At 64.2% G+C, this 26,040-nt stretch carries 22 protein-coding genes; 8 read left to right on the forward strand and 14 right to left on the reverse strand.

The genetic code is table 11. From position 1 onward, the window contains the following. From BEMPMBAN_RS22175 to BEMPMBAN_RS22195, 5 genes are all read right to left on the reverse strand, one after another. Positions 1-775, reverse strand: a 775-nt coding sequence (locus BEMPMBAN_RS22175) for an enoyl-CoA hydratase/isomerase family protein (protein ID WP_200846083.1), incomplete at its 3' end; no start/stop codon positions are given. An 11-nt stretch (positions 776-786) separates the two neighbouring features. Then, complete coding sequence (locus BEMPMBAN_RS22180; protein ID WP_159233427.1) at positions 787-1,998, reverse strand: acetyl-CoA C-acetyltransferase; 1,212 nt, start codon at positions 1,996-1,998, stop codon at positions 787-789. Positions 1,999-2,193: 195 nt separating this feature from the next. Beyond that, positions 2,194-3,297, reverse strand: coding sequence for an alkene reductase (locus BEMPMBAN_RS22185; RefSeq protein WP_159233428.1), 1,104 nt, complete (start codon positions 3,295-3,297; stop codon positions 2,194-2,196). Positions 3,298-3,459: 162 nt separating this feature from the next. Beyond that, the gene (locus BEMPMBAN_RS22190) at positions 3,460-4,680 is read right to left on the reverse strand and encodes a dihydrolipoamide acetyltransferase family protein (protein ID WP_159233429.1); all 1,221 of its coding nucleotides are present in this window, start codon (positions 4,678-4,680) and stop codon (positions 3,460-3,462) included. Beyond that, on the reverse strand, positions 4,680-6,869 hold the full coding sequence (locus BEMPMBAN_RS22195; RefSeq protein ID WP_159233430.1) for an alpha-ketoacid dehydrogenase subunit alpha/beta: 2,190 nt from the start codon (positions 6,867-6,869) through the stop codon (positions 4,680-4,682). Before BEMPMBAN_RS22195 ends, BEMPMBAN_RS22190 begins: the two co-directional genes overlap by 1 nt. Before the next feature lie 163 nt (positions 6,870-7,032). Between BEMPMBAN_RS22195 and BEMPMBAN_RS22200 the strand changes: the two genes are divergently transcribed. The 3 genes from BEMPMBAN_RS22200 to BEMPMBAN_RS22210 are packed head-to-tail and all read left to right on the forward strand — an operon-like array spanning position 7,033 to position 9,628. Continuing rightward, entirely contained in the window at positions 7,033-7,557 is a 525-nt protein-coding gene (locus BEMPMBAN_RS22200) for a VOC family protein (protein WP_159233431.1), read from the forward strand. Between the two features lie 7 nt (positions 7,558-7,564). Next, positions 7,565-8,224: a GntR family transcriptional regulator gene (locus BEMPMBAN_RS22205; protein WP_159233432.1), complete on the forward strand. Its 660-nt coding sequence runs from the start codon at positions 7,565-7,567 to the stop codon at positions 8,222-8,224. Between the two features lie 27 nt (positions 8,225-8,251). Then, positions 8,252-9,628: an NADP-dependent succinic semialdehyde dehydrogenase gene (locus BEMPMBAN_RS22210; protein WP_159233433.1), complete on the forward strand. Its 1,377-nt coding sequence runs from the start codon at positions 8,252-8,254 to the stop codon at positions 9,626-9,628. Between the two features lies 1 nt (position 9,629). Here the strand turns inward: BEMPMBAN_RS22210 and BEMPMBAN_RS22215 are convergent, their stop codons facing one another. After that, complete coding sequence (locus BEMPMBAN_RS22215; protein WP_159233434.1) at positions 9,630-10,640, reverse strand: LacI family DNA-binding transcriptional regulator; 1,011 nt, start codon at positions 10,638-10,640, stop codon at positions 9,630-9,632. Between the two features lie 222 nt (positions 10,641-10,862). On the opposite strand from BEMPMBAN_RS22215, the gene BEMPMBAN_RS22220 reads away from it, so the two are divergent. The 3 genes from BEMPMBAN_RS22220 (at position 10,863) to BEMPMBAN_RS22230 (ending at position 13,566) form a co-directional block, all read left to right on the forward strand. Next, positions 10,863-11,462 carry a carboxymuconolactone decarboxylase family protein gene (locus BEMPMBAN_RS22220; RefSeq protein ID WP_159233435.1) on the forward strand — a complete coding sequence of 200 codons (600 nt, stop codon included), beginning with the start codon at positions 10,863-10,865 and terminating at the stop codon, positions 11,460-11,462. A gap of 310 nt (positions 11,463-11,772) precedes the next feature. Continuing rightward, a complete protein-coding gene (locus tag BEMPMBAN_RS32800) occupies positions 11,773-11,961 on the forward strand; it encodes a thioredoxin family protein (protein ID WP_234897642.1) in 189 nt (62 codons plus the stop codon). A 672-nt stretch (positions 11,962-12,633) separates the two neighbouring features. Beyond that, positions 12,634-13,566: an alpha/beta hydrolase family protein gene (locus BEMPMBAN_RS22230; RefSeq protein ID WP_159233436.1), complete on the forward strand. Its 933-nt coding sequence runs from the start codon at positions 12,634-12,636 to the stop codon at positions 13,564-13,566. A 407-nt stretch (positions 13,567-13,973) separates the two neighbouring features. Here BEMPMBAN_RS22230 and BEMPMBAN_RS22235 read toward each other — a convergent pair whose 3' ends face one another. The 6 genes from BEMPMBAN_RS22235 to BEMPMBAN_RS22260 form a co-directional block, all read right to left on the reverse strand. Next, positions 13,974-15,239, reverse strand: coding sequence for a M24 family metallopeptidase (locus tag BEMPMBAN_RS22235; RefSeq protein WP_159233437.1), 1,266 nt, complete (start codon positions 15,237-15,239; stop codon positions 13,974-13,976). After that, entirely contained in the window at positions 15,236-16,177 is a 942-nt protein-coding gene (locus tag BEMPMBAN_RS22240; RefSeq protein ID WP_159233438.1) for an NAD(P)-dependent oxidoreductase, read from the reverse strand. Before BEMPMBAN_RS22240 ends, BEMPMBAN_RS22235 begins: the two co-directional genes overlap by 4 nt. A gap of 17 nt (positions 16,178-16,194) precedes the next feature. Further along, on the reverse strand, positions 16,195-16,953 hold the full coding sequence (locus BEMPMBAN_RS22245) for an ABC transporter ATP-binding protein (protein ID WP_159233439.1): 759 nt from the start codon (positions 16,951-16,953) through the stop codon (positions 16,195-16,197). Beyond that, the gene (locus tag BEMPMBAN_RS22250) at positions 16,950-18,806 is read right to left on the reverse strand and encodes a branched-chain amino acid ABC transporter ATP-binding protein/permease (protein ID WP_159233440.1); all 1,857 of its coding nucleotides are present in this window, start codon (positions 18,804-18,806) and stop codon (positions 16,950-16,952) included. Before BEMPMBAN_RS22250 ends, BEMPMBAN_RS22245 begins: the two co-directional genes overlap by 4 nt. Then, positions 18,803-19,684: a branched-chain amino acid ABC transporter permease gene (locus BEMPMBAN_RS22255; RefSeq protein ID WP_159233441.1), complete on the reverse strand. Its 882-nt coding sequence runs from the start codon at positions 19,682-19,684 to the stop codon at positions 18,803-18,805. Before BEMPMBAN_RS22255 ends, BEMPMBAN_RS22250 begins: the two co-directional genes overlap by 4 nt. A 31-nt stretch (positions 19,685-19,715) precedes the next feature. Further along, on the reverse strand, positions 19,716-20,927 hold the full coding sequence (locus BEMPMBAN_RS22260) for an amino acid ABC transporter substrate-binding protein (protein WP_159233442.1): 1,212 nt from the start codon (positions 20,925-20,927) through the stop codon (positions 19,716-19,718). 235 nt (positions 20,928-21,162) lie between these two features. Here BEMPMBAN_RS22260 and BEMPMBAN_RS22265 point away from each other — a divergent pair, with 235 nt between their 5' ends. Continuing rightward, positions 21,163-22,707, forward strand: a complete 1,545-nt coding sequence (locus BEMPMBAN_RS22265) for an aldehyde dehydrogenase family protein (RefSeq protein ID WP_234897643.1) — start codon at positions 21,163-21,165, stop codon at positions 22,705-22,707. Positions 22,708-22,746: 39 nt separating this feature from the next. Next, the gene (locus BEMPMBAN_RS22270; protein WP_159233443.1) at positions 22,747-23,874 is read left to right on the forward strand and encodes an MFS transporter; all 1,128 of its coding nucleotides are present in this window, start codon (positions 22,747-22,749) and stop codon (positions 23,872-23,874) included. A gap of 6 nt (positions 23,875-23,880) precedes the next feature. Here the strand turns inward: BEMPMBAN_RS22270 and BEMPMBAN_RS22275 are convergent, their stop codons facing one another. Continuing rightward, on the reverse strand, positions 23,881-24,783 hold the full coding sequence (locus BEMPMBAN_RS22275; RefSeq protein ID WP_159233444.1) for an ABC transporter substrate-binding protein: 903 nt from the start codon (positions 24,781-24,783) through the stop codon (positions 23,881-23,883). 75 nt (positions 24,784-24,858) lie between these two features. Continuing rightward, positions 24,859-25,878 (reverse strand): LacI family DNA-binding transcriptional regulator, encoded by a 1,020-nt coding sequence (locus tag BEMPMBAN_RS22280; protein ID WP_159233445.1) that lies wholly within the window; start codon positions 25,876-25,878, stop codon positions 24,859-24,861. Between the last annotated feature and the right edge of the window lie 162 nt (positions 25,879-26,040).

Raw genomic sequence — 26,040 nt, forward strand, 5'->3', positions numbered from 1 at the left:
TCGCCCGCGGCGCCGGCATCGGCGCGCCCTTGAGCTGCTTGCGCAGCAGCGCCGGGAACGACGGCAGGATCGCCGCCAGCGCCGGCTGCGACGGGGTACCCCCGGGCATCTTGTAGCCCTTCTGATCCCACGGCTGCGTGTGCGCTTCGGGGTTGGCCTTGATCCAGGCCTTCGCCGCGGGGATCAGCTCGTCCACCGACGGTACGAGTTCGTCGATCAGACCGATGTCCTTGGCCTTGCCCGGCTTGAACCGGGTGCCCTGGGACAACACCTCCATGAACGCCTTCTGGATGCCGAACATCCGCACCGTGCGGGCGACGCCACCACCACCGGGCAGCAGACCCAGCGTCACTTCCGGCAGGCCGATGACCACGCCCTTGACGTCGGCGGCGATGCGGTGATGACACGCCAGCGCGATCTCCAGGCCACCACCGAGGGCAGCGCCATTGATGGCGGCGACCACCGGCACCCCGAGGGTCTCCAGCGTGCGCAGATCGGCCTTGATGAACTCCACCTCGGCGAACGACTCGGCGGCGTTGTCCGGGCCGACGTTCATCATGCCCTTGAGGTCACCACCGGCGAAGAAGGTCTTCTTCGCACTCGCGATCACCACGCCGGTGATCGAATCCTTCTCTTCCACAAGGCGTTCCACCACCTTGTGCATGGACTCCTTGTAGTGCTCGTTCATCACGTTGGCTGAACCCGTGGGGTCGTCCAGCGTCAGGGTGACGATGCCGTCGGCATCCTTGTCCCACGCAATAGTGTTCTCTGCCATGGTCATATCTCCTAGACCCGCTCGATGATGGTCGCCACGCCCATGCCGCCGCCGATGCACAGCGTGATCAGCGCGCGTCGCGCGCCGCGGCGCTCGAGCTCGTCGACCATGGTTCCGGTGATCATGGCGCCGGTGGCGCCCAGCGGGTGACCCATCGCGATGGCGCCACCGTTGACGTTGAGCTTCTCATCGGGGATGTTCAGATCCTTCTGGAACTTCAGCACCACCGAGGCGAACGCCTCGTTCAGCTCGAACAGGTCGATGTCGTCGACCGTGAGCCCGGCGCGGTCGAGCACCTTGCGGGTGGCCGGTGTCGGGCCGGTGAGCATGATGACGGGGTCCGCGCCGCTGGTGGCGGTGGCCACGATCCGGGCCCGCGGGGTCAGATTCTGAGCGCTGCCGGCACTCTCGCTACCGATCAGCACCAAGGCGGCACCGTCGACGATGCCCGAGCTGTTACCGCCGGTGTGGACGTGGTTGATCTTCTCGACGTAGTGGTATTTCTGCAGCGCCACATCGTCGAAGCCACCCATCGCACCGATGCCGTCGAAGGCGGTCTTCAACTTGCCGAGGCTTTCGATGGTGCTTCCCGGGCGCATGTGCTCGTCGTGGTCGAGGACCACCAGGCCGTTCTGGTCCTTCACCGGCACGACGGACTTGGCGAAGTATCCGCCCGACCACGCTGCGGCGGCCTTCTCCTGCGAGCGCGCTGCGTAGGCGTCGACGTCCTCGCGGGAGAAGCCCTCGATCGTGGCGATCAGGTCGGCGCCGATGCCCTGCGGCACGAAACCGATGCGGTAGTTGGTTTCCGGGTCACTGGCCCAGGCGCCGCCGTCGGAGCCCATCGGCACGCGGCTCATCGACTCGACGCCACCGGCGATCACCAGGTCGTCCCAGCCGGAACGGATCTTCTGGGCGCCCAGGTTGACGGCCTCCAGGCCGGAGGCGCAGAAGCGGTTGAGCTGGAATCCGCCGGTGGTCTCGGGCAGGCCGGCCACCAGACCGGCAGTGCGGGCGATGTCGCCGCCCTGATCGCCGACGGGCGAGACGCAGCCGAGGATCAGGTCGCTGATCATGGTCTCGTCCAGATCGGGATGGCGGTGGCGGATCTCCTCGATCAGGCCGACCACCAGGTTGACGGGCTTGATCTCGTTCAACGAGCCGTTTCGCTGCTTGCCGCGGGGGGTGCGGATGGCCTCATAGATAAAGGCTTCTTCGGACATCGGTGTCCCACTCCTATTGACGTTGGTGTGCGGACCCCATGGTGCGGGTCCGCGGGAGGACAGTCCTCTGGACCGCAGCCTAGCAGCTTCGCCCAACCCGTTGGTTGGGCGGGTTTGCTGGACCGCCTCCCGCCGAGCAGACGCAAACTCGCACGATCCCGAGCGGAATCGTGCGAGTTTGTGTCTGGTCGCGAACTAGGCCGAAAGCTGCGCAGCTTCGGCGAGCGTCGGGTAGTCGATATACCCGGCGGGCCCGGCGGCGTAGAACGTCGCGACGTCGGGCTCGTTCAGTTCTGCGCCCACGGACAGCCGCTCAACCAGATCCGGGTTGGCCAGAAACGCACGGCCGACGGCGGCTGCGCTGATCACGCCCCACTCGGCGAGCTGCTCGAGCGTGGCGAAGTCGGAGTCGACCTCACGCGGCGTGTTGAGCACCACCGCACCCTCCCACTGGGTGCGCAGAGTGGCGAACGCGGGTTTCGCGGGCTCGATCAACATGTGCAGATAGGCGATGCCCAGCGGGGCGATCCGGCAGAGCAGTGCCTCGTAGGCGCTGACTTGATCGAACTCGTGCATGTCGCCCGCACCGTTTCCGGGCGAGATGCGCAGTCCGACGCGCTCCGGACCGATCTCGGCCGCCACGGCCTCGACCACCTCAGCGGTTAACCGGGCACGGTTGCGCGCCGACCCGCCGTAGCCATCGGTGCGCTGGTTGACGACGTCCGACAGGAACTCGTGGAGGAGGTAACCGTTGGCGGAATGGATCTCAACACCGTCCATGCCGGCATCGACGGCCCGGCGTGCAGCCGATCGGAACTGCCCGACGATCGACTGAATCTCGCGTTCCGTCAGCGCCCGCGGCACCGGCAGGGGCTGCTTGCCCGCCGGGGTGTGGGCCGCCATGTCGGCGGCGATGGGCGATGGACCCACTGTCTCAAAACCGCTGATATCCGGGTGCGCCATCCGGCCGACGTGCCACAACTGGACGAACATCTTGCCGCCGGCGGCATGCACCGCGGACGCGATCTCGGCCCACCTGTCCTGATGCCGGTCGGTGTAGATACCCGGGGTGTTCAGGTAGGCGCCGTTGGCCTGCTCGCAGACGGCCGTGGCCTCGCTGATGATCAGGCCCGCTGACGCCCGTTGCGCATAGTAGACAGCGGCCAGATCAGAGGGTGTCGCGTCGGCGTCGGCACGGGTTCTGGTCAACGGCGCCATGAAAATCCGGTTCGGCAGGGTGTCAGCACCCAGCGTGACGGGCTTCAACAGCGCAGAGTTCTCACCAAGAGCGAAGGTCATGCCTGCAGTCAGCGCCCCTGAACGGGCTTTCATTCCCGATGGGTATGGATAGTTTGCCCTTGATGAAGGCCCCTCGCCGATGAAGATCGCGTGACTGTCGCAAGAGACCACCGATGTCCTGATCGTCGGACATGGCAAGTGCCCAAGGTGCGTGCCAGCTCGTCAGATCAGAATCAGCAGGGGATTCTCGATCCGGCGTACGAATGCTGACATCCACCGCGCGGCCACCGCGCCGTCGATCACACGATGATCAGCCGACAGGGTCACGGTCATCACTGTGCCCACGGCCAGTTGACCATCCACCACGACGGGACGTTGGCTTGCCCCGCCAACGGCGAGGATTCCGGACTGCGGCGGGTTCAAGATTGCGGAGAACTCGCTGACCCCGTACATGCCGAGGTTCGATACCGAGAAGCTGCCACCTTCGAGTTCGTGCTGTTTGATCTTGCCGGCACGGGCGCGTCCCGCCAGGTCGGCGATCTGGGTGGCGATCGCCGACACCGTCAGGTCCTCCACGCCCCGGATCACCGGCGTCAGCAGGCCATCGTCCACCGCAACCGCTACTGCGACGTCAACGGTCGAGAAACGCCGGATCGAATCGCTGTTCCAGATCGCGTTCGCCTCAGGCACTTCCACCAACGCACCCGCCACCGCCTTGAGTACGAAGTCGTTCACCGACACCTTGGTGCCGCCGGCTTCGTTGACGGTGCGCCGCAAGTCCAGCAGGGCGTCCACCCGACAGTCGGCAACAACATAGAAGTGCGGCGCCGTAGCCTTGCTCTCGGTGAGCCTTCGTGCGATCGCCTTGCGCATGCCGCTGAGTGGAACGTCGGCAAAATTTGTTGCAGCAGCAGGCATGGGTTCCGTCACCGGCTGCGCCGCAGGCTCGGCCTTCTCGGCCGGCAACCGGTCCAGATCCCGGCGGACGATGCGTCCACCCGGGCCCGTGCCGGTCACCGCATCGAGGTCGATGCCCTTCTCCCGGGCCAGCTTGCGCACCAGCGGAGTAGCGAACAGCCGTCGGCCGTTGGTCAAGGTCGGCGCGTCGAGAATCGGTTCAGCTTTCTCGAGCATCGGCGCCCCCGATTCCGGATCCCGCGGCGCCTCGCTGGTCACCGGGGCAGGTTCGTCGGTATCGGCTTCGCCCGGCGCCAGCACCAGGGCGATCGGTTCGCCGACGGCTACCGTCGCTCCGGCGTCTGCCAGCAGCCGCGACAGCACCCCGTCCACTTCGGCCGCATACTCGACAACGGCCTTGTCCGTTTCGATTTCGGCAATCGGATCACCTATCGAGATCTCCTGGCCGACGGACACCAGCCAGGTCTGGATGATGGCCTCGGTCGCGTTGGCCAACACCTCGGGCATCCGCACCACGGTCGCCATCAGTTCACCGCACCCATGCCGATGCGGATCTTGTCGAGTCCGGCAACCACTTCCTCGGTGCGCGCGATGGCGGCGCGTTCGAGCACTCTCGAGATGCTCGGTGACGCCTCCTCCCCCGACACCCGCTCGACAGGTTGATCGAGCCAATCGAAGAGTCTGCGCTGTATCTCGTCGGCCAGCCAGCCGCCGTAGGAACTGCCCTGCGCGCCCTGTTCCACGATGAGCACAGCGTTGGTCTTCTTCACGCTGGCCTCGAGAGTGGGCCAGTCGATCGATGCGCGGTCCAGCCAACGCAGGTCGATCAATTCGGCGTCCATGCCGGTCTGTTCGATCGCCTGGGCACAGTGGGCCACCATCGACAGGTAACTGATCACCGTCACGTCGTTGCCGACACGCCGAATCGCGGCCCGGCCGGGTGGAATGATGTAGTCGAGGTCTCCGGCGGGCACCTGATCGCTGATCCCGTACAGGTCGACGTGTTCGATCACCAGTACTGGATCCTGCAGTGCAAGTGCGGCATTCATGAGTCCGACGTAGTCGGCAGCTGTTGACGGCGCCACGATCCTCCAGCCCGGGCTGGTGGCGAAGATCCCGGCCGGGTCCATCAAGTGCTGCGAGCCGTAGCCGGACCCCATCGCGACCTTGGTGCGGAGAACGAAAGGAACGGGGTTCTCGCCGCCGAACATGTGGCGCGCCTTGCCGATCTGGTTGAACACCTGGTCGGCGGCTACCCACATGAAGTCGGGGTACATGAACTCCACAACGGGTCGGAACCGCCCGTCGAGCGCCATGCCTCCCCCGATTCCGGTGAAGGCGTTCTCACTGATCGGGGTGCCGACCAACCGGTTCTCGCCGTACTTGGCCAGGCCCTTGGTGGCACCGTTGGTGCCACCGTTGAGATGGTGGACATCTTCGCCGAAGATCACGATCCGCTCGTCGGTCTCCATCCGGCGGTCCATCACCCCCGAGACCGCTTCCACGAATTTCACTCCCCGCCAGGGTCCTTCGAATGTCGTAGGCTCGAGTACCGGCAGCGAGTCCAGCTCGCTGGCATCGCCGCGGATACCGACGTTGACGAAGCTGGGGTCCGGCCAGAGCTCAGGGCGGATCCGGTGCTTCCCAGGCTTTTCCGGATCGGATTCCAACAGTTCGGAAACTGCCGCGGACATCGCGTCCTGCGCCTGTTTCCGCAGTGCAGCCACACCGGCCTCGTCGATGAGCCCGAGCGCGATCATCTGGCCCGCCACCTTCTCGAGGGGGTCCCGAGCGCGCCACTGCGCTTCCTCGTCCTTGTCGCGGTAGCCGAAGGCACTGCCCGGGTATGGACCGTTCTGGTGGAAGAACCGGTAGACCTCCGCCTCGATGACGGCGGGACCACCGCCGTTGCGCATCTGTTCGGCGGCCTGCTGGGTCGCCAGATACACCGCGAGCGGATCCATTCCGTCGACCCGCCAGCCGGGAATCCCGAAGCCCTGCCCGCGGACCGACAGGCGCGGGTCGGCGGTGATCTCGTCGACCCGGGTCGACACCGCGTACAGGTTGTTCTCGATGAAAAAACAGAATGGCAGCTTCCAGGCGGCCGCAAGGTTCATGCTCTCCAGCACCGAGCCGATCTGGCTGGAGCCGTCACCGAAGTAGCTGATCGTCAAGTCGGTTGTAGCACTGTGCTTTTGCGCCCACGCGTTCCCGGCGCCCATCGGAACCCCGCCACCGACGATTGCGTTGGTGCCCAGTGCACCTGCCTCGAACCACTGCAGGTGCATCGAGCCCCCACGACCGCGGCAGAATCCCTGGGCCAGGCCGAGAATCTCGGCCAGCGTCTTCTGCAATAGGCGCTGAATCTTGGGGGTGACCGCCGCGGCCGGGTCGATCACCCCGCCGGACACGTGGGTCAACGCCTTGGCCAGAAACTGATGATGCCCGCGGTGGGAACCGTTGACCGCGTCGGTTGACCGCAGGCCGACAATGGATCCAACCGCGCCGCCCTCCTGCCCGATGCTGGAGTGCGCGGGTCCGTGCACAAGACCGTCGCCGGCAAGCTCGAGGACGGTTTCCTCGAATACGCGGATGAGGTGCAGCTCGGCGAGCATGGTGCCCAGAAGCACCGGATCAGCGGCCTTCCAGTCGTCGGGAGTGGTCGACAGTTCGACCCAGGGTGAGCCCGTTTCCAGGCTGCGCTGCTGTGGCATGTCCCTCATCTCCATCGACGGCGGGGCGGCATGAATTGCCGGTCGATCATTTAGCTCCAGGTGCCGAAGATACCCGGATTGGATCCACTTTGGCTAGTGATTTCCCAACGATTCGCAATATTGCCATTACTATGGGCCCTATTGGATCCACTCAGGAGGTCTCATGTCACTACCCGGTCTGGTCGGCACCGACCACATCGGCTTCACCGTGCCCGACCTCGAACAGGCGCACGACTTCTTCGTCCGCATCCTCGGTTGCACCCACGTCTACACACTCGGGCCGTACGCCCACGACGACGACTGGATGAAGGAACACCTCAATGTCCATCCGCGCACGGTCATGCGTGAGCTGCGGTTCTACCGCTGCGGCAGGGGCGCCAATTTTGAGGTCTTTGACTACGAGCCCGCCGATGGTCAGGCACCAGCCCCACGCAACAGCGACGTCGGCGGGCACCATCTGGCTTTCTACGTCCAAGATCTCGACGCCGCGGTGACGTATCTGCAGTCCGAAGGGATTGAGGTGCTGGGTGAGCCGACGACCAGTCGAAACGCCAGCGAAGGGCAACGTTGGGTGTACTTTTTGAGCCCGTGGGGCATGCAATTCGAACTGGTCAGCTTTCCCAATGGCAAGGCCTACGAAGCCGATGCAGAGGTGCTGCTGTGGAATCCGAACCACCCGGCGGACTGACTCCCCGATGACCCAACCACATGTGCGTGACGGCGTCACCGGCACCCGGGTAGCCGATGAACTACGCAACGCCATCCTGCGCGGGGCGTATCCGCCCGGAACGCGGTTACGGCAGGAGGAGCTCGCGAGCCAGTACGGCGCCAGCCGAGTGCCCGTGCGAGAAGCGTTGCGAAAACTGGAATCCGATGGCCTCGTCACTACGGTGGCCAATGCCGGCGCATGGATCGCCCGCCTCAGCCTCGACGAATGCGTGGAGCTCTACCAGGTCCGCGAACGAATCGAACCGCTGCTGCTGCGCTATAGCCTGCCGCACCTGCTGCCGGAGCACATCGACCGGCTGGCCACCCTTGCCGAGGAGATGCGGGCAGTCCACGACGTCGAGCGATTCCTGGAGCTGGATCGCGAATTCCACCTCGGCAGCTACGCCGGAGCAGGTACCACGTTCCTGGGGCCGACCGTGGAGCGACTGTGGAACACCACCCAGCACTATCGCCGCGCGTTCACCCAACTGCTCGACGAAGACAGTCATCGCATCCTGCACGACGAGCACCACATGCTGGTCGCCGCGATCCGCGACGGCGATTCCGATGACGCCGAGCGGGTGCTCCTCGGCCACATCCGGCGCACCCGGCGCCAACTCGCCCGTCATCCCGAAGTTTTTGAGTGATTCCCTACTACCGAACAGGACCTCCACATGGCAATCGCCACCATCAACCCGACCACCGGCGACACCGTCGAAACCTTCGAACCGCACGACAGCGCCGAGGTGGAACGGCGCATCGCCGAGGCCTTCGCGGCGGCGCAGACGCTTCGGGGCACCAGCTACGCCCAGCGAGCCGAATGGATGCACGCAACGGCCGACCTCCTGGAAGCCGATGTGGACGCCGCCGCCGCCATGATCACGCTCGAGATGGGCAAGCCCATCGCGCAGTCGCGCGCGGAGGTACTCAAGTGCGCAAAGAACATTCGCTTCTACGCAGACAATGCCGAATCCTTCCTCGGCGCTGAGGAGCTCGCCGATCCATCGGCAGTTGCTGCGTCCTCGGCAGGCACCGTGTGGCAGCCTCTCGGGGTCGTTCTGGCAGTGATGCCATGGAACTACCCGCTGTGGCAGGTCATCCGGTTTGCCGCGCCGGCATTGATGGCAGGCAACACCGGCCTGCTCAAGCACGCCTCAAACGTCCCGCAGTCCGCGTTGTACCTCGACAGGATCTTCGAGAAGGGCGGCTTTCCCGCCGGTTCGTTTCGCACGCTGCTGATCGGGTCTGCCGAGGTCGCCGCGGTGATCGAGGACCGACGCATCAAGGCCGTCACGCTCACCGGCTCCGAGCCGGCAGGCCGTTCGGTGGCCTCGACCGCCGGCCACCAGATCAAGAAGGCGGTGCTCGAACTCGGCGGTTCAGATCCCTTCATCGTCATGCCCAGCGCCGACCTCGAGGCCGCGGCCGCTGTGGCTGTCAAAGCCCGGATCTCCAACAACGGTCAATCATGTATCGCCGGAAAGCGATTCATCGTCCACGCCGATGTCTACGACCAGTTCGTCGGGCTGTTCGCCGACAAGATGAAAGCTCTGGTCGTCGGTGACCCGATGGACGAAGCCACCGAAGTGGGTCCCCTCGCCACCGCGTCCGGTCGCACCGATGTCGCCGAACTTGTCGACGATGCGGTGGCCAAGGGTGCGCAACTACTCACCGGTGGCGCCGCCCCGGACAGGCCGGGGTGGTTCTACGAACCGACTGTTCTGGCTGAATTGACCGACGATATGCGGATCGTGATGGAGGAGACGTTCGGGCCGGTGGCCTCGGTGTACAAGGCGGCAGATCGTGACGAGGCCGTGCGCATCGCCAACCAGACGACGTTCGGCCTGAGCTCGGCGGTGTGGAGTAACGAAGAAGCAGAACAGGATTGGTTCATTGCGAACCTCGACGCCGGGGCGGTGTTCCTCAACGGGATGACCGTCTCCTACCCTGAGCTGCCGTTCGGCGGGGTCAAGGACTCGGGTTACGGCCGCGAGCTCGCCGCAGCGGGTATCCGCGAGTTCTGCAACCTCAAGACGGTCTGGAGGGCCTGAGCTACCGCACCGGCGGCGGGCCCGTCGACCCCCGCACCACGAGCGATACCGGCAACAGCCGATGCAACGAGCGGCCATCAGCGATCATTTCGAGGATCAATTGCGCCGCAGCTGTTCCGATGTCATTCTGCGGGATGGCCACCGTCGTCAGGGCAGGGTCCAGGAAGCCTGACAACGGCATGTCGTTGAAGCCGACGACCGACACGTCTTCGGGACAGCGGAGCCCGCGGCCACGCAGCACCGTATAACAGCCGATCGCGATCATGTCATTGCCGGCGATCACTGCTGTCGGTGCGCGGCGGTCCAAGAGGCGGCTGAATGCGTGATGGCCTTCGTCGACTGCGTAGCGAGCGGCGGTCTCGATCAGGCCCGGATCGGCAGCCAGCCCGGCCGCGGCTACTGCCTCCTCAAAAGCAGCTCGCCGAACCTGGGTCATCGACAGCGTATTCGGGCCGGTGACGTGCGCGATGGTGCGGTGCCCCAGCCCGACGAGATGGTTCACCGCGGCCCGCATGCCGGTGGCGTCGTCGCTGGCCACCGAGGCTGTCACGGTGTCCATCAACCGGTTGACCAGCACTACAGGCATTTTCGAATCCAATAGGGCGGCCACGGCGGGGTCGTCGCGTCGTGAGGAGGCGATGATGAAGCCATCGCAGTTCCGCGCCGTGAGGACCCTGATCAACTGGTCTTCGCGCTCAGGACTGTCATCGGTGTTGGCGATCAGCGCCTCGTAGCCAGCGTCGCGCAGACCGTCCTCGATACCGCGGACGATCGGCGGGAACACCGGGTTGCCGAGATCGGGGATCAGTACCCCGATGGTGTGCGAGCGGCGGGTGCGCAGGTTTCGCCCGGACTGGTCGGGCACATAGCCCAGGCGCGTCGCCGCCTCCCTGACACGTCGGGTGGTCTCCGGGGTCGTCCGGCCCGTGAGTCCGGGGTTGAGTGCGCGCGACGCCGTACCCGGATGAACGCCGGCAGCGCGGGCGACATCCTGGATCGTCGGCTTGGACACGCGGCAAGCGTAGTCAGCCCTGTGCGCCACTTGAATCTTGGGGCTAGGCCCCCGTCTCTCACAGCCGCGCGGTGGATGCGCGCCTATCCAGGCACTTCAGGCAGACGGAACGCCAAAGGTTGCGCGCATCGTCAGCCAGCGGTAACGTCGGTGGCAATCGATTGCCACCTCACGATAGAATTCACCAGTTGGCAATCGATTGCTAACTGGAAAGGAGTTCTGATGGCCCGTATCAGTTACGTTGACCCCGACTCGATTACCGACCCCGAGCTCGCCGGGTACATTGCTGACTCCAGGACCTATGGCACGCCCCGCGTCGAGAGCCAGGCGATCCGCGCACACGTGCCTGCGGTACTGCGCAGCTTTAATCAGGCGTGGCAGAACGTCTTCCGCGAGGGTGTACTTGACCACTCTGTCAAAGAACTCGCCCGGGTGTTCGTTGCCAAGTCGTTGGAGTGTGGCTACTGCGCTGGACAGCGCTCCCATCTGGCTACCGCAGCTGGCCTCACCGAGCGTGAGTTCGATGACGTCATCGAGTTCCGCAAATCAGACCGCTTCACGCCACGTGAGAGGGCGGCGCTGTTGTTCGCCGAGGCCATTGCTTGGGATCCGGATATGGCTGACGACCAGGTGTGGGCGGCACTGCACGCCGAGTTCACCGAACCCCAGATCGTCGAACTCGGGTACTTCATCGGTTTGACGATGGGCCAGCAGAAATTTCTCAAAACACTGGGCATCAAGCACGGAGACCTGGGCACCGAGTCCACGGCAGGTCTGACCGAAGAAGTAGCCGATGCGCTTACCGCCTCCCCCCACAGCTGATCCGATCAACAGCAGACATCAGGTGATCATCATCCGGTTCCGGACCAGCCGGATACACGTCAGCGAACTACACCGCCCGTGCGAACGTGCAGCCACGCTTAATTGGCAACTCCATTGCTGTCGACGGTCGCTCATCACGCACGACCGTTCCCTGCGTGTCCGCGGCGGGGGATGTGATCGACCCAACCAACAAGCAGGCCATATCACGGCCGCTGGGTCGGGAACTGTGGCGACCGTCGACGCAGAACACTACCTGGCTCTGCGTGCGTAGCCAGGATTTGACGAAGATCCCTCGATAAAAGCAGGCAGCATGTCGCGCACGAAAGCAGTCACCGATGCGACGTTCCAAACCGAGGTTCGCGAATACGACAAGCCCGTCCTCGTTGACTTCTGGGCGGAGTGGTGCGGCCCATGTCGTGCGGTGTCGCCGATCCTCAATAGGATCGCCGAAGAAAACGCCGGCCGATTGTCGACGGTCGACGTCGACGAAAACCCGTAAACAGTAGTACAATTCGCGACAAGTTTCGTTCCCTCTATGTTGACCTTCGCTCGGGGCGGGTCGTGAAACGCATTGTCGGCGCCAAACCAAAGCCCCTGCTCGACGCTGAAGTCATCGAGTTCGCGCAAGCGTCGGCCTCCGCTGAGCCGGCAATAAGCAGGTGACGACGATGGCCGCGCCCACCTGTGGATGAACGCCGCGCCCACCTGTGGGTGAACTGGGCTGTGAACAAGCCAGACGTCGCCGAAACGAGCAATCGATAGGGAGGACCGATATCCGACCGCTGACACCAGCTGGACACACCAGTACCGATAGCAGTCTGTTTACGGTGCGATCACCATTCTTGAGGTTGGGCCCCTCTATCACGAGGTGTCCAATCATGGTACATAGAAACGGTTCTCACTGATGGTAAAAACAATCTCGGACTACGTATCGTGTGCGGCCCTGAGCGCAACATATCCCGACCCCGTTCCTTGGCCTTAGCCTTAGCCTTAGCCTTGTAAGACTCCTCAGTAGCAGCGGCCTCAGTAAACCCCAAATGCGTTGGAGCAGAATTCGTGTGGTGGCGCACCTGCCGGCACGAGCGTGGTGGCGTTTGCGCACTCCCGTCCCAACAGCAAAAACACACATCCCATATGCGCGAATTACGGTGGTCTACAATAATTTTGGACGTTGCAATCGTTTGCGCTGACGGCTATCATCTATTACGTGGCCCTTAAACTATTCTCTGAAAAACTGCCCGGCTCGGACCTTCCGGTCGAATACATGCTCGCCGAGACGCTCGACGGTCTATATGCACCGTATGCACTGCGGATCCCGGCGGGGGACGGCCCTCATCCGTTCGTCCTCGTCGCGTACGGAAATGGCGGCGGCGGACTTGAGTGGCTGCAAGACCGGGTGCGTCGCTTTCGGTACGTGACCGACGTTCTGACCGAAGCGGGTTACGCGTGCGCCTGGACGCGCTATCGGACGGAGGTCGAGCTTGGCTACAACACCGGTGGACCGCTACTGGTCGAGAGTCGACAAGGCATGGAGCTGATGAATCGCGCCCCACTCGAATTCGAAGACGAAGTCGCAGTACTTCGAGATGTTTCGAAGAACCCGCGTATTGACGCAAGCCGGCTCTTTCACCTAGGAGTGAGTCACGCAGCGGAGATGCTTTTCAAGCTACTCTCGCAGTATCCAGGCCTGCTCCGTGCAGGGGTCGCAGCGGAGCCAGCATCCCACGAGCTACTAACACTCGGACTCGACGAGGAGCCGACTGTGGCGTGTCATGACGGCTTGCGCCAGCTTGATTCTCTCAATATTCGTAGTGTCGAGCACGCCCGGGCTCGGATAACCGACCCCGATGAAGTGTCGGCCCGCCTAGATAGTGTCGACATACCGGTCCTCATCATTGGCCGCGACCAGGACGAACTCCAAGGAATCTTCCGGTTGAATTTCGACCTGCTAGCGGAGAAGCGCACCGACGCCGAGTGGCGCACCTGGAACCACGAGATACACGGCTACATATATCCGGAAAGCAACGCCGACGGTGCGCCCCGAGTCGACGAGACCCAACGCGAAGCGCTCGCCTCCATCGTCGATTTTCTCGACCGTCACTGATCCAACGAATGTTCGCAATAGATCGCGGGGGCCGCCGATGTTGCTGCGATACATATCCGCCACGTGCACCACTGTTCGTGAGTGCACCACCTGAGGTGATCGCCGGGAGGACCGCGTTGTTGCCCGGAGAGTAGCTCAGATCGACCGGTAGCCGGGCTTGAGTACAGCTATGCCGTCGGTCTGCCGCGCAACGTCTTTGGGGCCAACAGTTCAATGCATCGAGTCGGTCGCGATCCAGGCGGCCCGCCTCCAGGTGGCGTCGAGACGTAGCCGCAGTTGGTAGGCGCCTACGAAGCGCCTTTCCGCTGGAGTGATTAGCCCCTAGGGGAGTCCTATTCCACCCTGCAGGACAGGATATTTCGAGTATCCGCGCCCCAAGACTCTCAATACCCCGTCCAACATCCGAGCTAGTACTCGTTGGCGACAAACAACTCCTGTGCCGGGAATTTGGTGAGGATCACCGGCCCGTTGTCGGTGACCACGACCTCTTCCTCAATGCGGGCAGCGGAGATGCCGTCGGAGGCCGGCGCGTAGGTCTCCATCGCGAACACCATGCCGGCCTGCAACTCAACCGGGTTCTCCAGCGAATTCAACCGCGAGATGATGGGCCGCTCATGCAACCCGAGTCCCAGACCGTGGGCGAATTGTAGTCCGAACGCGGCCATCTCGTTCTCGAAGCCGAAATCCTCGGCCTTCGGTAGCAGCCGGGCTATCTGATCCGATCCGACCCCGGGCTGGATCGCTTCGATAGACCGATCCATCCATTCCCGGGCTTGCTTGTAGGCGTCACGCTGGCTCTGCGTGGCGCTGCCCACTCCGAACGTCCGGTAGTAGCAGGTGCGATACCCGTTGTACGAGTGGATGATGTCGAAGAACGCCTGATCACCCGGCCGGATGAGCCGGTCAGTGAAGTTGTGCGGATGGGGATTGCACCGTTCACCGGAGATCGCATTGACGGCTTCGACTTGATCCGAGCCCATCTCGTAAAGCCGCTTGTTGGCAAGTGCGACGATCTCGTTCTCCCGGACCCCGGGCTTGAGCACATCGACGATGTCTTGATACACCCCGTCGACCATGGCCGCGGCCTGGTTGAGCAGCATGATCTCGTCGGCCGACTTGATCACCCGCGCGTCGAGCATGCTCTGCTGCGCATCTACCACCGACAGCCCCTGGCGCTGCATCTCGAACAGGAACGGCGGCTCCACGATGTCCATGCCCACCGGCAGGTCTGACAGCCCGGCATCGGAGAGAATGCCTTTGATCTCGGTGACCGCATCACGCATCAGCCCGGCGTCCGGAGCCACGGCGCCACGAAATCCGAGGAAACCCGCCCGCCAGTTCTCCTGCGGCAGCCACGGGGAGTACAGCTTGTGGTGCCGCACTGCGGAACCGAAGTCCCAGAGGATCGGGTCACCCTCGCGGGTCAGCAGACAGTACCGAATCATCTTGTCGCCCAGTGCACCACCGATCCAGGTCTGCGTGGTGTAGCGGATGTTGTAGAAGTCGAAGAGCAGGAAGGCGCCGCAACCGCTGGCCTCCAGCGCCGCCTTCGCCCGCCCGATCCGGTAATCCCTCAGTCGGGCAAGATCCACCCGCTCCTCATAGTCGACACCCATGTGGCCGGGTGCGCCGAGGGGGCGCACCGTGACCGGCGGGGCAATCAGCGCTGTCATGAATGCACCGGCGTCAGACCGTCGTCCACCGACACGTTCTCCGGCTTCAACTCGATACCCGCACCACGGGCCACCTCGAGCAACAACGTCGCAAAATCCTCCTCGATACCCAACCCCGCACCCGCGGCCTGAGCCACGATCTGCCGGGTGGCCGACGCAATCGGCATCGGAGACTTCAGCGCGTACGCCGCTTCCAGCCCCAGATCGAAGTCCTTCTGCAGCAACTCCATGGTGAACGTCGGGCTGAAGTCCAGATTCACCAACGCCGGCGTCTTGTACTGCGTGAACACCGAACCCATCACCGAGTCATTGAGGAAAGCCAGGAAGTTAGCACGGCTGACCCCGCCCTTCTCCACCAACACCGTAATCTCGGCCAGACACTGAGTGACCACACCCAGCATCAGGTTGTGGGCGATCTTCACCAATCGCGCCACCTCGCCCTCACCGACGTAGGTGACACTGCGACCGAACACGTTGAGCACCGGCTCGATCGACTCAAAGACCTCACGCGGACCCGACACAGCCACCGTCAACTTGCCCGCGGCGATCACCTTCGGATTCCCACTAACCGGGGTGGCCAACAAGTCACACCCGCGCGAATTGGCCGCCTCCCGAATCCGCGCACTGGCCTCCGCCGACACCGTCGACGAATCAGCGATGATCCGAGGCGAGGCCTCGCCGGTCAGCAAGCCACCCTCACCGAGCATCACCTCCTCCAGATCATTGGACGACGACACCATCGAGAACACCAGATCACGATCAGCCAGATCCACCGGCCGGGCAACCACTCTTGCGCCCTTCTCTGCCAGATGAGCAACCTTCGACGCCGTTCGGTTGTACACCGTGACGTCGTAACCGGCGTCCAGCAGCCGAGTTATGAGCTGAGCACCCATCCGGCCCGCACCGATCCAGCCGATCTTCAGATTCGCGACAGACATGTGATTTCCTATTCTCTTCAGGCCGTGGGTTGGGTGGCCGGGGTGTCGGAGGCCGCAGGCGCCTGTACCGCTCCGCCGAAATAGAGATCAGCGATCTCGGGGTTGTTGAGCACGGATTGTGCTGGGCCGGTGAGTAATACCCGCCCGCTTTCCATCACGATGCCGCTGGATGCCATCCGGAGGCCGAACCGGACGTTCTGCTCCACCATCAGCACGGCTTTGTCGCTGGAGCGCATGATCGCCACGGCCTCGTCGATGACGGTCAGCGATTTCGGGTCCAGGCCCAGGGACGGCTCGTCGAGCAGGACCAATTTGGGATCCAGCATGAGGGACCGTGCGAACTCCACCATGCGCCGCTGCCCACCTGAGAGGTTGCCGCAGCGGATCCCGGTCTTGTCCTTCACCAGCGGGAACATGTTGAGCACCTCGTCATAGCGCTGCTTCACCAATGCGCGCTGACGGCGGATGACATAGGCGCCCATCAGAATGTTCTCTTTCACGGTGAGCGTCGGGAAGAGCCCGTTGCTCTGCGGAACCTGAGTGACACCGCAGCCCAGCACCGCATCGGGCGCCATCCCGGTGATGTCCTTGCCGTCGAGCAGGATTCGGCCGGCACTCGGCTTGAGGATCCCGCTCACCGCGCGCAACACGGTGGACTTTCCGGCGCCGTTCGGTCCGACGATGCAGCCGAGTTCTCCGGCCGCGACCTCGAGATCAACACCCTGGAGGACATTGCCGCCGCCATAACCGGCGACCACTCCTTCGAGTCGGATCATGCGGGATTCCTTTCCNCCACTGAGACGCTTGTGCCCTTGGACGGTGCCTCGAGCAGATAGTCGTCGCCGAGATAGGCGTCGAGCACCAGCGGATCCTTCTGAATCTGCTCCGGTGTCCCCTGTGCTATCACCGCTCCGCGAGCCAGCACCCGGATGGGGTCACACAATCCGACCACGAACGGCATGTTGTGCTCGACCAGCAGGAACGTCGTCCCCTTGGCGTTCAGTTCGCGGATCAGATCACCCATCCGCTCGATCAAGGTCGGGTTGATGCCACCGGCTGGCTCGTCGAGCAGGATCAGCTTCGGATCCAGCATGAGCACCTGGGCGAGTTCGACGAGCTTCTGCTGACCGTAGGACAACGCCCCGGCCCGAGCCTCGCGATAGGCCGCCATGCCGACGAACTCGAGCAGTTCCTCGGCCCGAGCGGCCTCAGATCCACTGACCGCACCCAATCCGAGTTGGCCGACCGAGAAGTCCCGCAGCGGTGAGACGACGTTCTCCAGCACCGTCATCTCCCGGAACAGCCGCGTGATCTGGAAGGTCCGGCCGACCCCGCGGTGCGCGCGGGACCACGGTGACATCTTTTCGAGGTGTTCACCGTTCAAAAGGATCTCGCCCTTGTCGGGGGCCATGGTCCCGGAGATCAGATTGAACACCGTCGTCTTGCCCGATCCGTTCGGACCGATCAGCGCGGTGATCGATCCCTCGGGCACCGTGAAGCTGCAGTCGGCGACCGCATGATTTCCGCCGAAGCTCTTGTGCAGGCCCCGAACCTCGAGCAGGGTTTTGCCGGTCGGTTCGGGCCTGCGGACCTCGGTGGGCGCCAGCGGACGGTCCAACGGGTTGAGTCGAGCACCCGAAAGCCCCACCGTGCCCTTGGCTCTCGCACTTTCGAGGAAACCAGCCAGTGTCGGCAGAATGCCCTTGGGCAGCAGGATCACCAGCAGGATGAGCAGGCCGCCGAACAGGACGAGGCGGGCATTGCCCCCACCGAACGCCTGGTTGGCGTAGATGTTGACGGGCTGGATGATGAAGGCGCCCAGTACTGGGCCGAACAGGGTGCCGCGGCCACCGAGGATTACAGAGAGCACGATGAGCGCACTGGTGATGATCGAGAACATGCCGATCGGATCGACGAAAGACAGGTAGTACCCGTACACCGAGCCGGCCATGCCGACGAACAACGCGCTGGCACCGAATGCGAGCAGTTTGTAGACGGGCGCGTTGACGCCGATGGTGCCTGCCTTGCCCTCGTCCTCGCGGATCGCGATCAAACCCATGCCGAACTTGGTGCGCCGGATCCACCACGTCATGAGCAGAGACAGCCCGAGCAGCACGCACAGCAGCAGGTGGAACGGCCAATTACCCCAGGATTCAAGCCAATCCGGCAGTGGCAGCGTCAGCCCGGCGGATCCGTTGGTGACCGGAACCCACTCGATGGCCACGAACTGGATCAGGAACAGGAACGCCACGGTGATGATCACAAACGCGGGGCCGCGTGAACGGTAGGTGACCAGGCCGAGCAGCATCGCGATACCGGCGGCGATGACCCCGGCAAGCGGGACCCAGAGCAGTGGCTCGATGTCGGTGAACCGGTTCGACAGAATGGCGCCGACATAGGCGCCGATCCCGATGAACGCGCCCTGACTCAACGACACGTAGCCGGTGAAGCCAGTGATGATGTTCAGTCCGCTGGCGCCAATGGCGAGCACCAGCGACAGGATCACGATGTTCTGGGCGGACATGCTTGGTGAGAGCGGGAAAAGCAGGATGCCGATGGCCGCGACGGCAACCACTGCGCGGGTCGCCCAGGTGTACAGCTTCGGATCGAGCAGACGAGAGTTGGTCATGCCACGGCGTCCTCTCTGAGTCGAGTGCCGAGCAGGCCCTGCGGCCGGGTGATCAGCACGACGATGATGACCAGGAACGGAACCGCGACCGGCCAGGCCGCGCCGACATACGCGGTGGCGGCCATCTCCCCGATGCCGATCACCAGTGCGCCCAGGATCGCGCCCGGCAGGCTGCCGAGACCACCGAGGACCACGATCGCCAACAGTCGGGCGATCCACTGGTAGTGCGTTCCGGGCAGGAATGGGTAGATGGTCGACAGCATCGCACCACCGGCTCCGAGCGTGGCCACGCCGATGGCGAAGGTGAGCGCGGCGATGGTCGCAACACTCACCCCCACCAGCAACGCGCCGCTCTCATTGGACGAGGCCGCGCGGATGGCCCGGCCCGCCCAGGTGTGGTTGAGCAGGAGATAGAGCGCGCCCATCACCGCGACCGCGATGACCGCGGCGATGAGCATGGCCTGCGGGACATAGATCGACCCCAGCGACAGGGAGGCGTCGGTGTACGAAACCACCACGGTGCTGGAGGTATTGCCCCAGATGAAGCCCATGACGCCCTCGAGCATCAACGCGATCCCGAACGTGGCCAGTACGGTCATGGTGACGTGTGCGCCACGGACGTGGCGGATCACCAGGACGTAGACCAGCCAACCGAACCCGAACATCACCGCCATGACGATCGGGATGGACAGCAGCGGGTCCAACCCGAGTTGCTTCCACAGTGTGTACGTCAGGAAGGCCGCGAGCACAGCGAAGGCGCCGTGGGCGAGGTTGATCACCCGCATGACCCCGAAGATCAGGGTCAGGCCGGACGCCATCAGCGCATACAGCGCGCCGACGAGCGTGCCCAGGATGAGCGTTTGCACGAGGGACGTCATGGGACTCAGCTCCTAAAGAGGTCTGCGGACATCAGATCTCGCCGCCGCGCCAGCGCATGATCTGGTCGGAAGTCGCCACGTCGGTGGGCAGCACCACCTGCGACACCCCGTCCTGCCACTGTCCAACGAGGAAGTCGCCCTTGGGACTACCGTCCTCATTCCAGCTGAGTCTGCCCAGCAGCGTGTCGACGCTGTTGGCGCGCAACCAATCCGCCAACGCCTCCTGATCGTCGATGGATCCGACTGCGGCTACCGCGGCGGCGAGCACCTGACCCGCAGCGAATCCGTCGGCGGCATCCTCAGGCGGGCTCTGACCGAACTTCTCCTCGAACCGCTGGACGAATTCAGGGTTCTCCACCGTATCGGCCAGCGGGCTATAGCTCGATGCGAAGAACACACCTTCGGCGTTCTGTGGACCGACCGCAGCGAGGTACTGCGCGCCGTAGGTGGGCGAGCTGCTCTGGTACAAGATCGAAGGCTGGTAGTTCGCCCGGTTCATCGACCGGATCATGTTGACTCCATCTTCGAAGTGTGATCCCTGAACCACGATTTCAGCCCCGGCATCACGCATGGCGTTGACCACCGAGTCGAAGTTCTTGGTGGTGGCGGGGTACAGATCCTTGTACACGGTCTGGATGCCAGCGGCCGAGAGGATCTCCTCGGCGCCTTCGGCGACAGGTCCGGCGAACGGATCATCGAGCGCGGGGTACGCGGCGGTCTTGGGACGCTGCTCGGCCGGCAGGTTGGCAATCCACTCGGCGAACACCTTCGCCTGATCGGTGGCGATGGCCTGCTGCGAGAAGAAGGTGTACTGGAACCCGCGGTTGAACATATCGGGCGAACCGCACGACGGGCAGACAAAAAGCATGTTGTTCTTCTCGGCGATGGCCGAGGCCGGGATATTCAGCAACGAAGACTGGCTGCCGAGGAGCAGGTCGACGCCGTCCTGGGAGATGAGGTTGTTGTAGTTGCTGACCGCCGTCTCCTGTTGAGTGGCGTCGTCCTTGACGACGATCTCGACCTGCTTGCCCAACAACCCACCGGCCTCGTTGGTCATCTCGACCCAGGTTTCGTACCCGCGTTGAGTGTCGAGTCCGCCCTGGCTGAACTCACCGGTCAGGGGAAGCGACGCACCGATTCGGATGGTGTCACTGTCGCCGCTGTCATCAGCGGCACACCCCGCAGCAGCGAGCGCGATCGCGGCCGCCGCCGCGAGCGCGCGAAGAACTTTGGTATTGCGCATGTCCAACCTCTCTGTCAGACCGATTGCCCCGACGAGCCCGCGTCTGTTGCATAGCTCACTTGCAATCGATTGCAGTGAATCGTCACACATGCCCGCAGTGGGTGTCAACAGGTGACGGCGGTGGGCAAGTAGTGATCACTGCACTCACTGTCGAATTCGATTTTCAAGCTGAGCACTTGCGAACCGATCTTTCGCCCGAGCGTGCGCACCCTTATAGTCGGGTGCAATCGATTGCATGAGTCGATCAGACGACATTGGAGTGATCATGACGATGACCGACACCGCGTTCACCAGGCCCGGACCGCTGGAGCGCAGGGAATGGGGCGCCTTCATCGACGGCCAGTTCGTCCCCGTCGACGATCGGGAGACCTTCGAAGTCGTCGAGCCGTCGACGGCTCGACCACTGGCCCGGGTCGTCTCGGCCGATGCGGCAGTGGTCAACCGCGCCGTACATTCAGCCCGCCTGGCCCTGCCCGCCTGGCGGGAACTGTCAGGCCGGCAACGCGGCATGTATCTGAAACAGGTGGCCGAGCGGATCCGTGCCCATGCCGACGAACTCGGCGAACTCGTCTCGAGGGAGAACGGCAAGCCCAAGCGCGACGCGCTGGCCAACGACGTCGCTTTCAGCTCCAATTGCTTCGACTTCTTCGCCGGCCTGGGTGACAGCCTGCCCGGCGAGATCATCGACCAGGGCCCGATCGAAACCCGGGTCCTCTACGAACCCTATGGCGTCGTCGCGTGCATCCTGCCCTTCAACTGGCCGCCTATTCACTTCGCGAAAAAGGGCGCGCCGGCGTTGATCACCGGCAACACGGTGGTGATCAAACCCGGCGAACAGGCGCCGCTGACCGTGCTCCGACTCGTCGAAATCGCCAACGAGGTGTTACCGCCCGGCGTGCTCAATGCGGTGCCGGGGTTGGAGGCCGGCGCGGCGCTGGCCGGTCACCCACGGGTCGAGCGGATCAGCTTCACCGGCGCCACGGCGACCGGGCGGCGGGTGCTGGAAACGGCCGCACAGAACCTGACCTATGCCACCATGGAACTCGGCGGCAAGAACGCGCTGATCGTGTTCCCCGATGCCGAAATGGATCTGGCTGTGGAAGTGTCCATCGAGGGCATGTTCTACAACCAGGGCGAGGCGTGCACGTCCACCGCACGAATCCTGGTTCACGACAACGTTTATGACGAGTTCCTGGCGCGGTTCACTGCGGCGGCGACCGCGCTGGTCGTCGGTGACGGCCTCGACCCCCGCACCGATGTCGGTCCGATGGTCGACGCCCGACAACGCGACCGGGTGCTCGGCTACCTGCAGACCGCGCTCGACGAGGGCGCCCGCCTCGTCGGTCAGGGCACGGCGCCCACCGACCCCGCGTACGCCGAAGGCTTCTGGGTGCCACCCACCGTGCTCGCCGACGTGACCCCTGATTCGACGGTCGGTCAGGAAGAGATCTTCGGCCCCATCGCCCTCATCATGCGTTACTCGACCCTCGACGAGGCGATCGAGATCGCCAACGGGACGCGCTACGGACTGACCGCAGCCATGATCACCAGGGACGAAGCACAGGCGTGGCACGTCGCGCAGCGCTTGGAGGCCGGCATGGTCTTCGTCAACAACTACATGCGCCGTTCGTTTCTGGGATCCCCTTTCGGCGGCATCAAAGGCAGCGGATTCGGCCGCGAGAATGCGCCGGAGACATTGCACGAGTTCGTGCGGTCCAAGGCGGTGCGTTTCCGGTCCGGCCGGGGTGAGATTCCGGTGTGGCCGCCGCGACGTGGGTGATCGGCCGCTGATCGGTCGCGGGGCGAACGCGACTGGCGAATGATCCTCATCATCGCGGCATTCCTGTCGATGATCGACCGCTCGGTGATGCCGACGTTGGTGCCGGTTGTCGCCGCGGACCTCGGGGTCTCGATCGACGCGGTGGGTCAGTCGCTGACCGTCTATGCGGTTTCGTACGCGGCGTTGCAGTTGGTGTGGAGCACGCTGGCGGCCCGGTTCGGGCGGGTGCGGGTACTGGTGGCGTCAACGGCCCTGGCCGGGCTGGCCAATCTCGGCTCCGCGCTGGTCACCGATGCGCTGACCTACAGCGTGATGCGGGGACTCGCCGGCGCGGCCTTCTCCGCGACCATCACCACCGTGCTCATCTACTACGGAGATACCCTGGCGCTCAAGCAGCGTGCCGTGGCGACGGCGAACCTGGCTGCTGCGATCTCGCTGGGTCTAGCCGCAGGAACCCTCGGAGCAGGAGTGATCGCCCAATGGTTCAGTTGGCGTTGGGTTTACGGTGGTGTCGCCGCGGCGTGTCTGGTACTCACCGGCTGCCTGACCCGCCTGAGGGAATCGGCCCCGGGCAACGAGAAACGCCTGCTGGCGTCAATCCGTCGACTGGCCGGAAACCGTTGGGCGTTCACCATCCTGGTATTCACCGTGATCGAGGGCGTGCTGCTGATCGGGGTGTTCAACTACCTCGCGGTGGCCCTGCAGGCCACGGGGTCCAGCGTTCTCGCAGCCGGGCTGGCCACCGCGGCATTCGGTGCCGCGGTGGTGATCGTGAGCCAGCTGATGAAAATCATTCTGGGGCGGTGGCCGTCGTGGGTGCTCATGGTGTTGGCAGGGCTGTCGACCATCGGAGCGTATGCCGCTGTCGCCATCGATGTCTCGCTTTCCGGAGTCGCGGCTGCGGCGTCGTTGCTCGGACTGGCTTGGGCACTCGGTCACACGACGATGCAGACCTGGATGACCGATGCCGTCGCCGACAGCCGTGCGATCGGGATGTCGTTCTTCTCGATAGCACTGTTTGTCGGTGCATCGATCGGCGCGGCGGCGGGCAACCTCGCCGCCGGTGCACACCGCTTCGGCCTGCTGTTCGCGGTCAGCACCGCCGTAGCAGTGGTCTACGCAATCGCCACCAGCGTCGCCCGCGCCAGATACGTAGAGCGCGAATGATCGAGATCAGGCGATCAGAACTCCATTTCGTGTCACCTCGTCCAGACGCGACACCAGGTCGTCGAGCTCGGGAACAGGCAGGAACCGGCGCCGAAGCTCCACGAGCGTGCTGAGCGAGGCGGTGTCCACCGTCCCGCCCGGAATCAGTCCACGGGCCGGATCCTGCAGTACCGCGACGTGCTCGGCGGCCAGTTCCAGTGCGAGGCCGAGCAACCGGGCAGCAGCCTCGCGGGCTTCCCGTTCGAGTTCACCGCCGACGATGGCAGCGGACGTCTCAGCCAGGGTCTGTATCAACCGGTCCACCATCTCAGCTCCTGGTGCCTGCCGCATGCGTGCCACCACAGTTCCCAGATAGGGTCCGAGGCAGGTGACGTCGGCCAGCACCGAGCACCCTTGGCCGCGAGCGGCGAGCTCGTTACCCGCGTTGAGGACCGTCACATCGCAGCCGCCGGTGTGTAAGGCACTGGCCCGCTTGGGTGTAGAACCGAGCGCGACGATCTCGACATCGCGCACCGAGAGACCCAATTCCTCCAGCAGCGCGTAGGCGACAAACGCAAAGCCGGAGTTCGGCACGTCGACTCCGAGGCGCCCACCGCGCAGGTCCGCAGGATCGGTCACGTCCGGACGCACCCCCAGACACAGTCCGAGGCCGCGGTCAATGCCGGCGACGATCTCCACATCCAACAAATCGCCCAATGGGTTCGCGGGCAGGAACCGGTAGGCCAACACATTGTCGGGGCTGGTGAAAACGGCGTCGTAATGACCTGCGCGCAGCGAGGTGAACTGCGCAGGTGACGACGGCACCGATACGTCGCGTACGTCTAGATCGACTTCCGCGAGCCGACCGGTGCAGCGGGCGACCTCGAGGAGTACCGATGGGGAGAAAACGCCGAGCGTGAGCTGATCCATCTGTTGCAATCGATTGTAGGGGCCGGTTGGCAGGAACAATACCTCGGTCGCCTCTCCCTGTTGACCGCCGGGCTGTCAGGTGCGCGCGGGTCCCGTGGAGCCTCGAACCACCAGTGACACCGGCAGCGTCACCGTCGCAGCTTCCTGCTCGCCCGCGTCGATGCCGCGCAGCAACAGTCGGGCGGCCTCGGCGCCGATTTCCCGAAGCGGCATGTGCACAGTGGTCAGCGGCGGCCAGAAGTCCTCCGCGAACGGCATATCGTTGAATCCGACCACCGACACGTCCTCCGGGCAGCGTAGGCCTTCGGCGCGCAGGCGCCTGATCAGACCGAGCGCCACAAGATCGTTCCCGGCGACCAGTGCGGTGGGACACCCGCCCCCACCCGCAAGGATCTCGTCGGCGACGTCGAATCCAGCTTCGATCGTGAGCCCTGATGCGTAGCTGGTGTCGTGCTCTACACCCGCCTTCGTCGCGGCGGCTTCGAATGCCTCAGCACGCGAGCGAGTGGTGGAGAAATTAGTGGGACCCGCGGCATGTACAACACGCCGATGCCCGAGTTCGATGAGATGCGCCAGCGCCAAGTCGATTCCGTGTGCATTGTCACCGGAGACCAACGGAAAGCCGCCCATTCCGGCGCCCCGATTCACCAACACGACGGGTACATCGGCGGCCTTCGCCTCGTCAACCACAGTGTGGTCGTCGAGACGCCCTGTCGCGAGGATGAACCCGTCGACCCGGCGCTGCAGCAATGATTCGAAGGCCGAGATCTCCACATCGTCATGGGAGTCGGTGTTCGCGACGAGCACGGTGTATCCCTGTGCCTGCAGCACGTGTTCGATGCCGCGGATGATGGGCGGGAAGATCGGGTTCATCAGATCGGGGATGATCACCCCGATGGTCATCGACCTGCTGGTGCGCAGTCCCCTGGCCATCGCGTTCGGTACGTATCCGAGTTGACGGGCCGCGCGCTTGACGCGTTTGAGCGTCTCGACGTTGACCTGATCCCGCGTCTGGGCGTTGAGCGCCCGCGACACCGTTGCCTTGTGGACCTCCGCCAGGCGTGCCACATCATCGATCGTCACTCGTCGCGGCATGCTCCGGGCTCCCCTACCCTCCCTGAAGCCCGGGCTGGTGGGCTCCTGGGTCAGATTACCGCCCGCAACCCGCACCGAAGGCAAGGTGGTGCAATCGTTCGCAAGCCCCGACCGGCGAAGGGGCGGCTTGGGATCGGCCGCGGGGCGTCGTCGACGTGATCG

Origin of the sequence: Mycolicibacterium austroafricanum, assembly GCF_902705885.1 — a bacterium.
Classification (GTDB): domain Bacteria; phylum Actinomycetota; class Actinomycetes; order Mycobacteriales; family Mycobacteriaceae; genus Mycobacterium; species Mycobacterium vanbaalenii_A.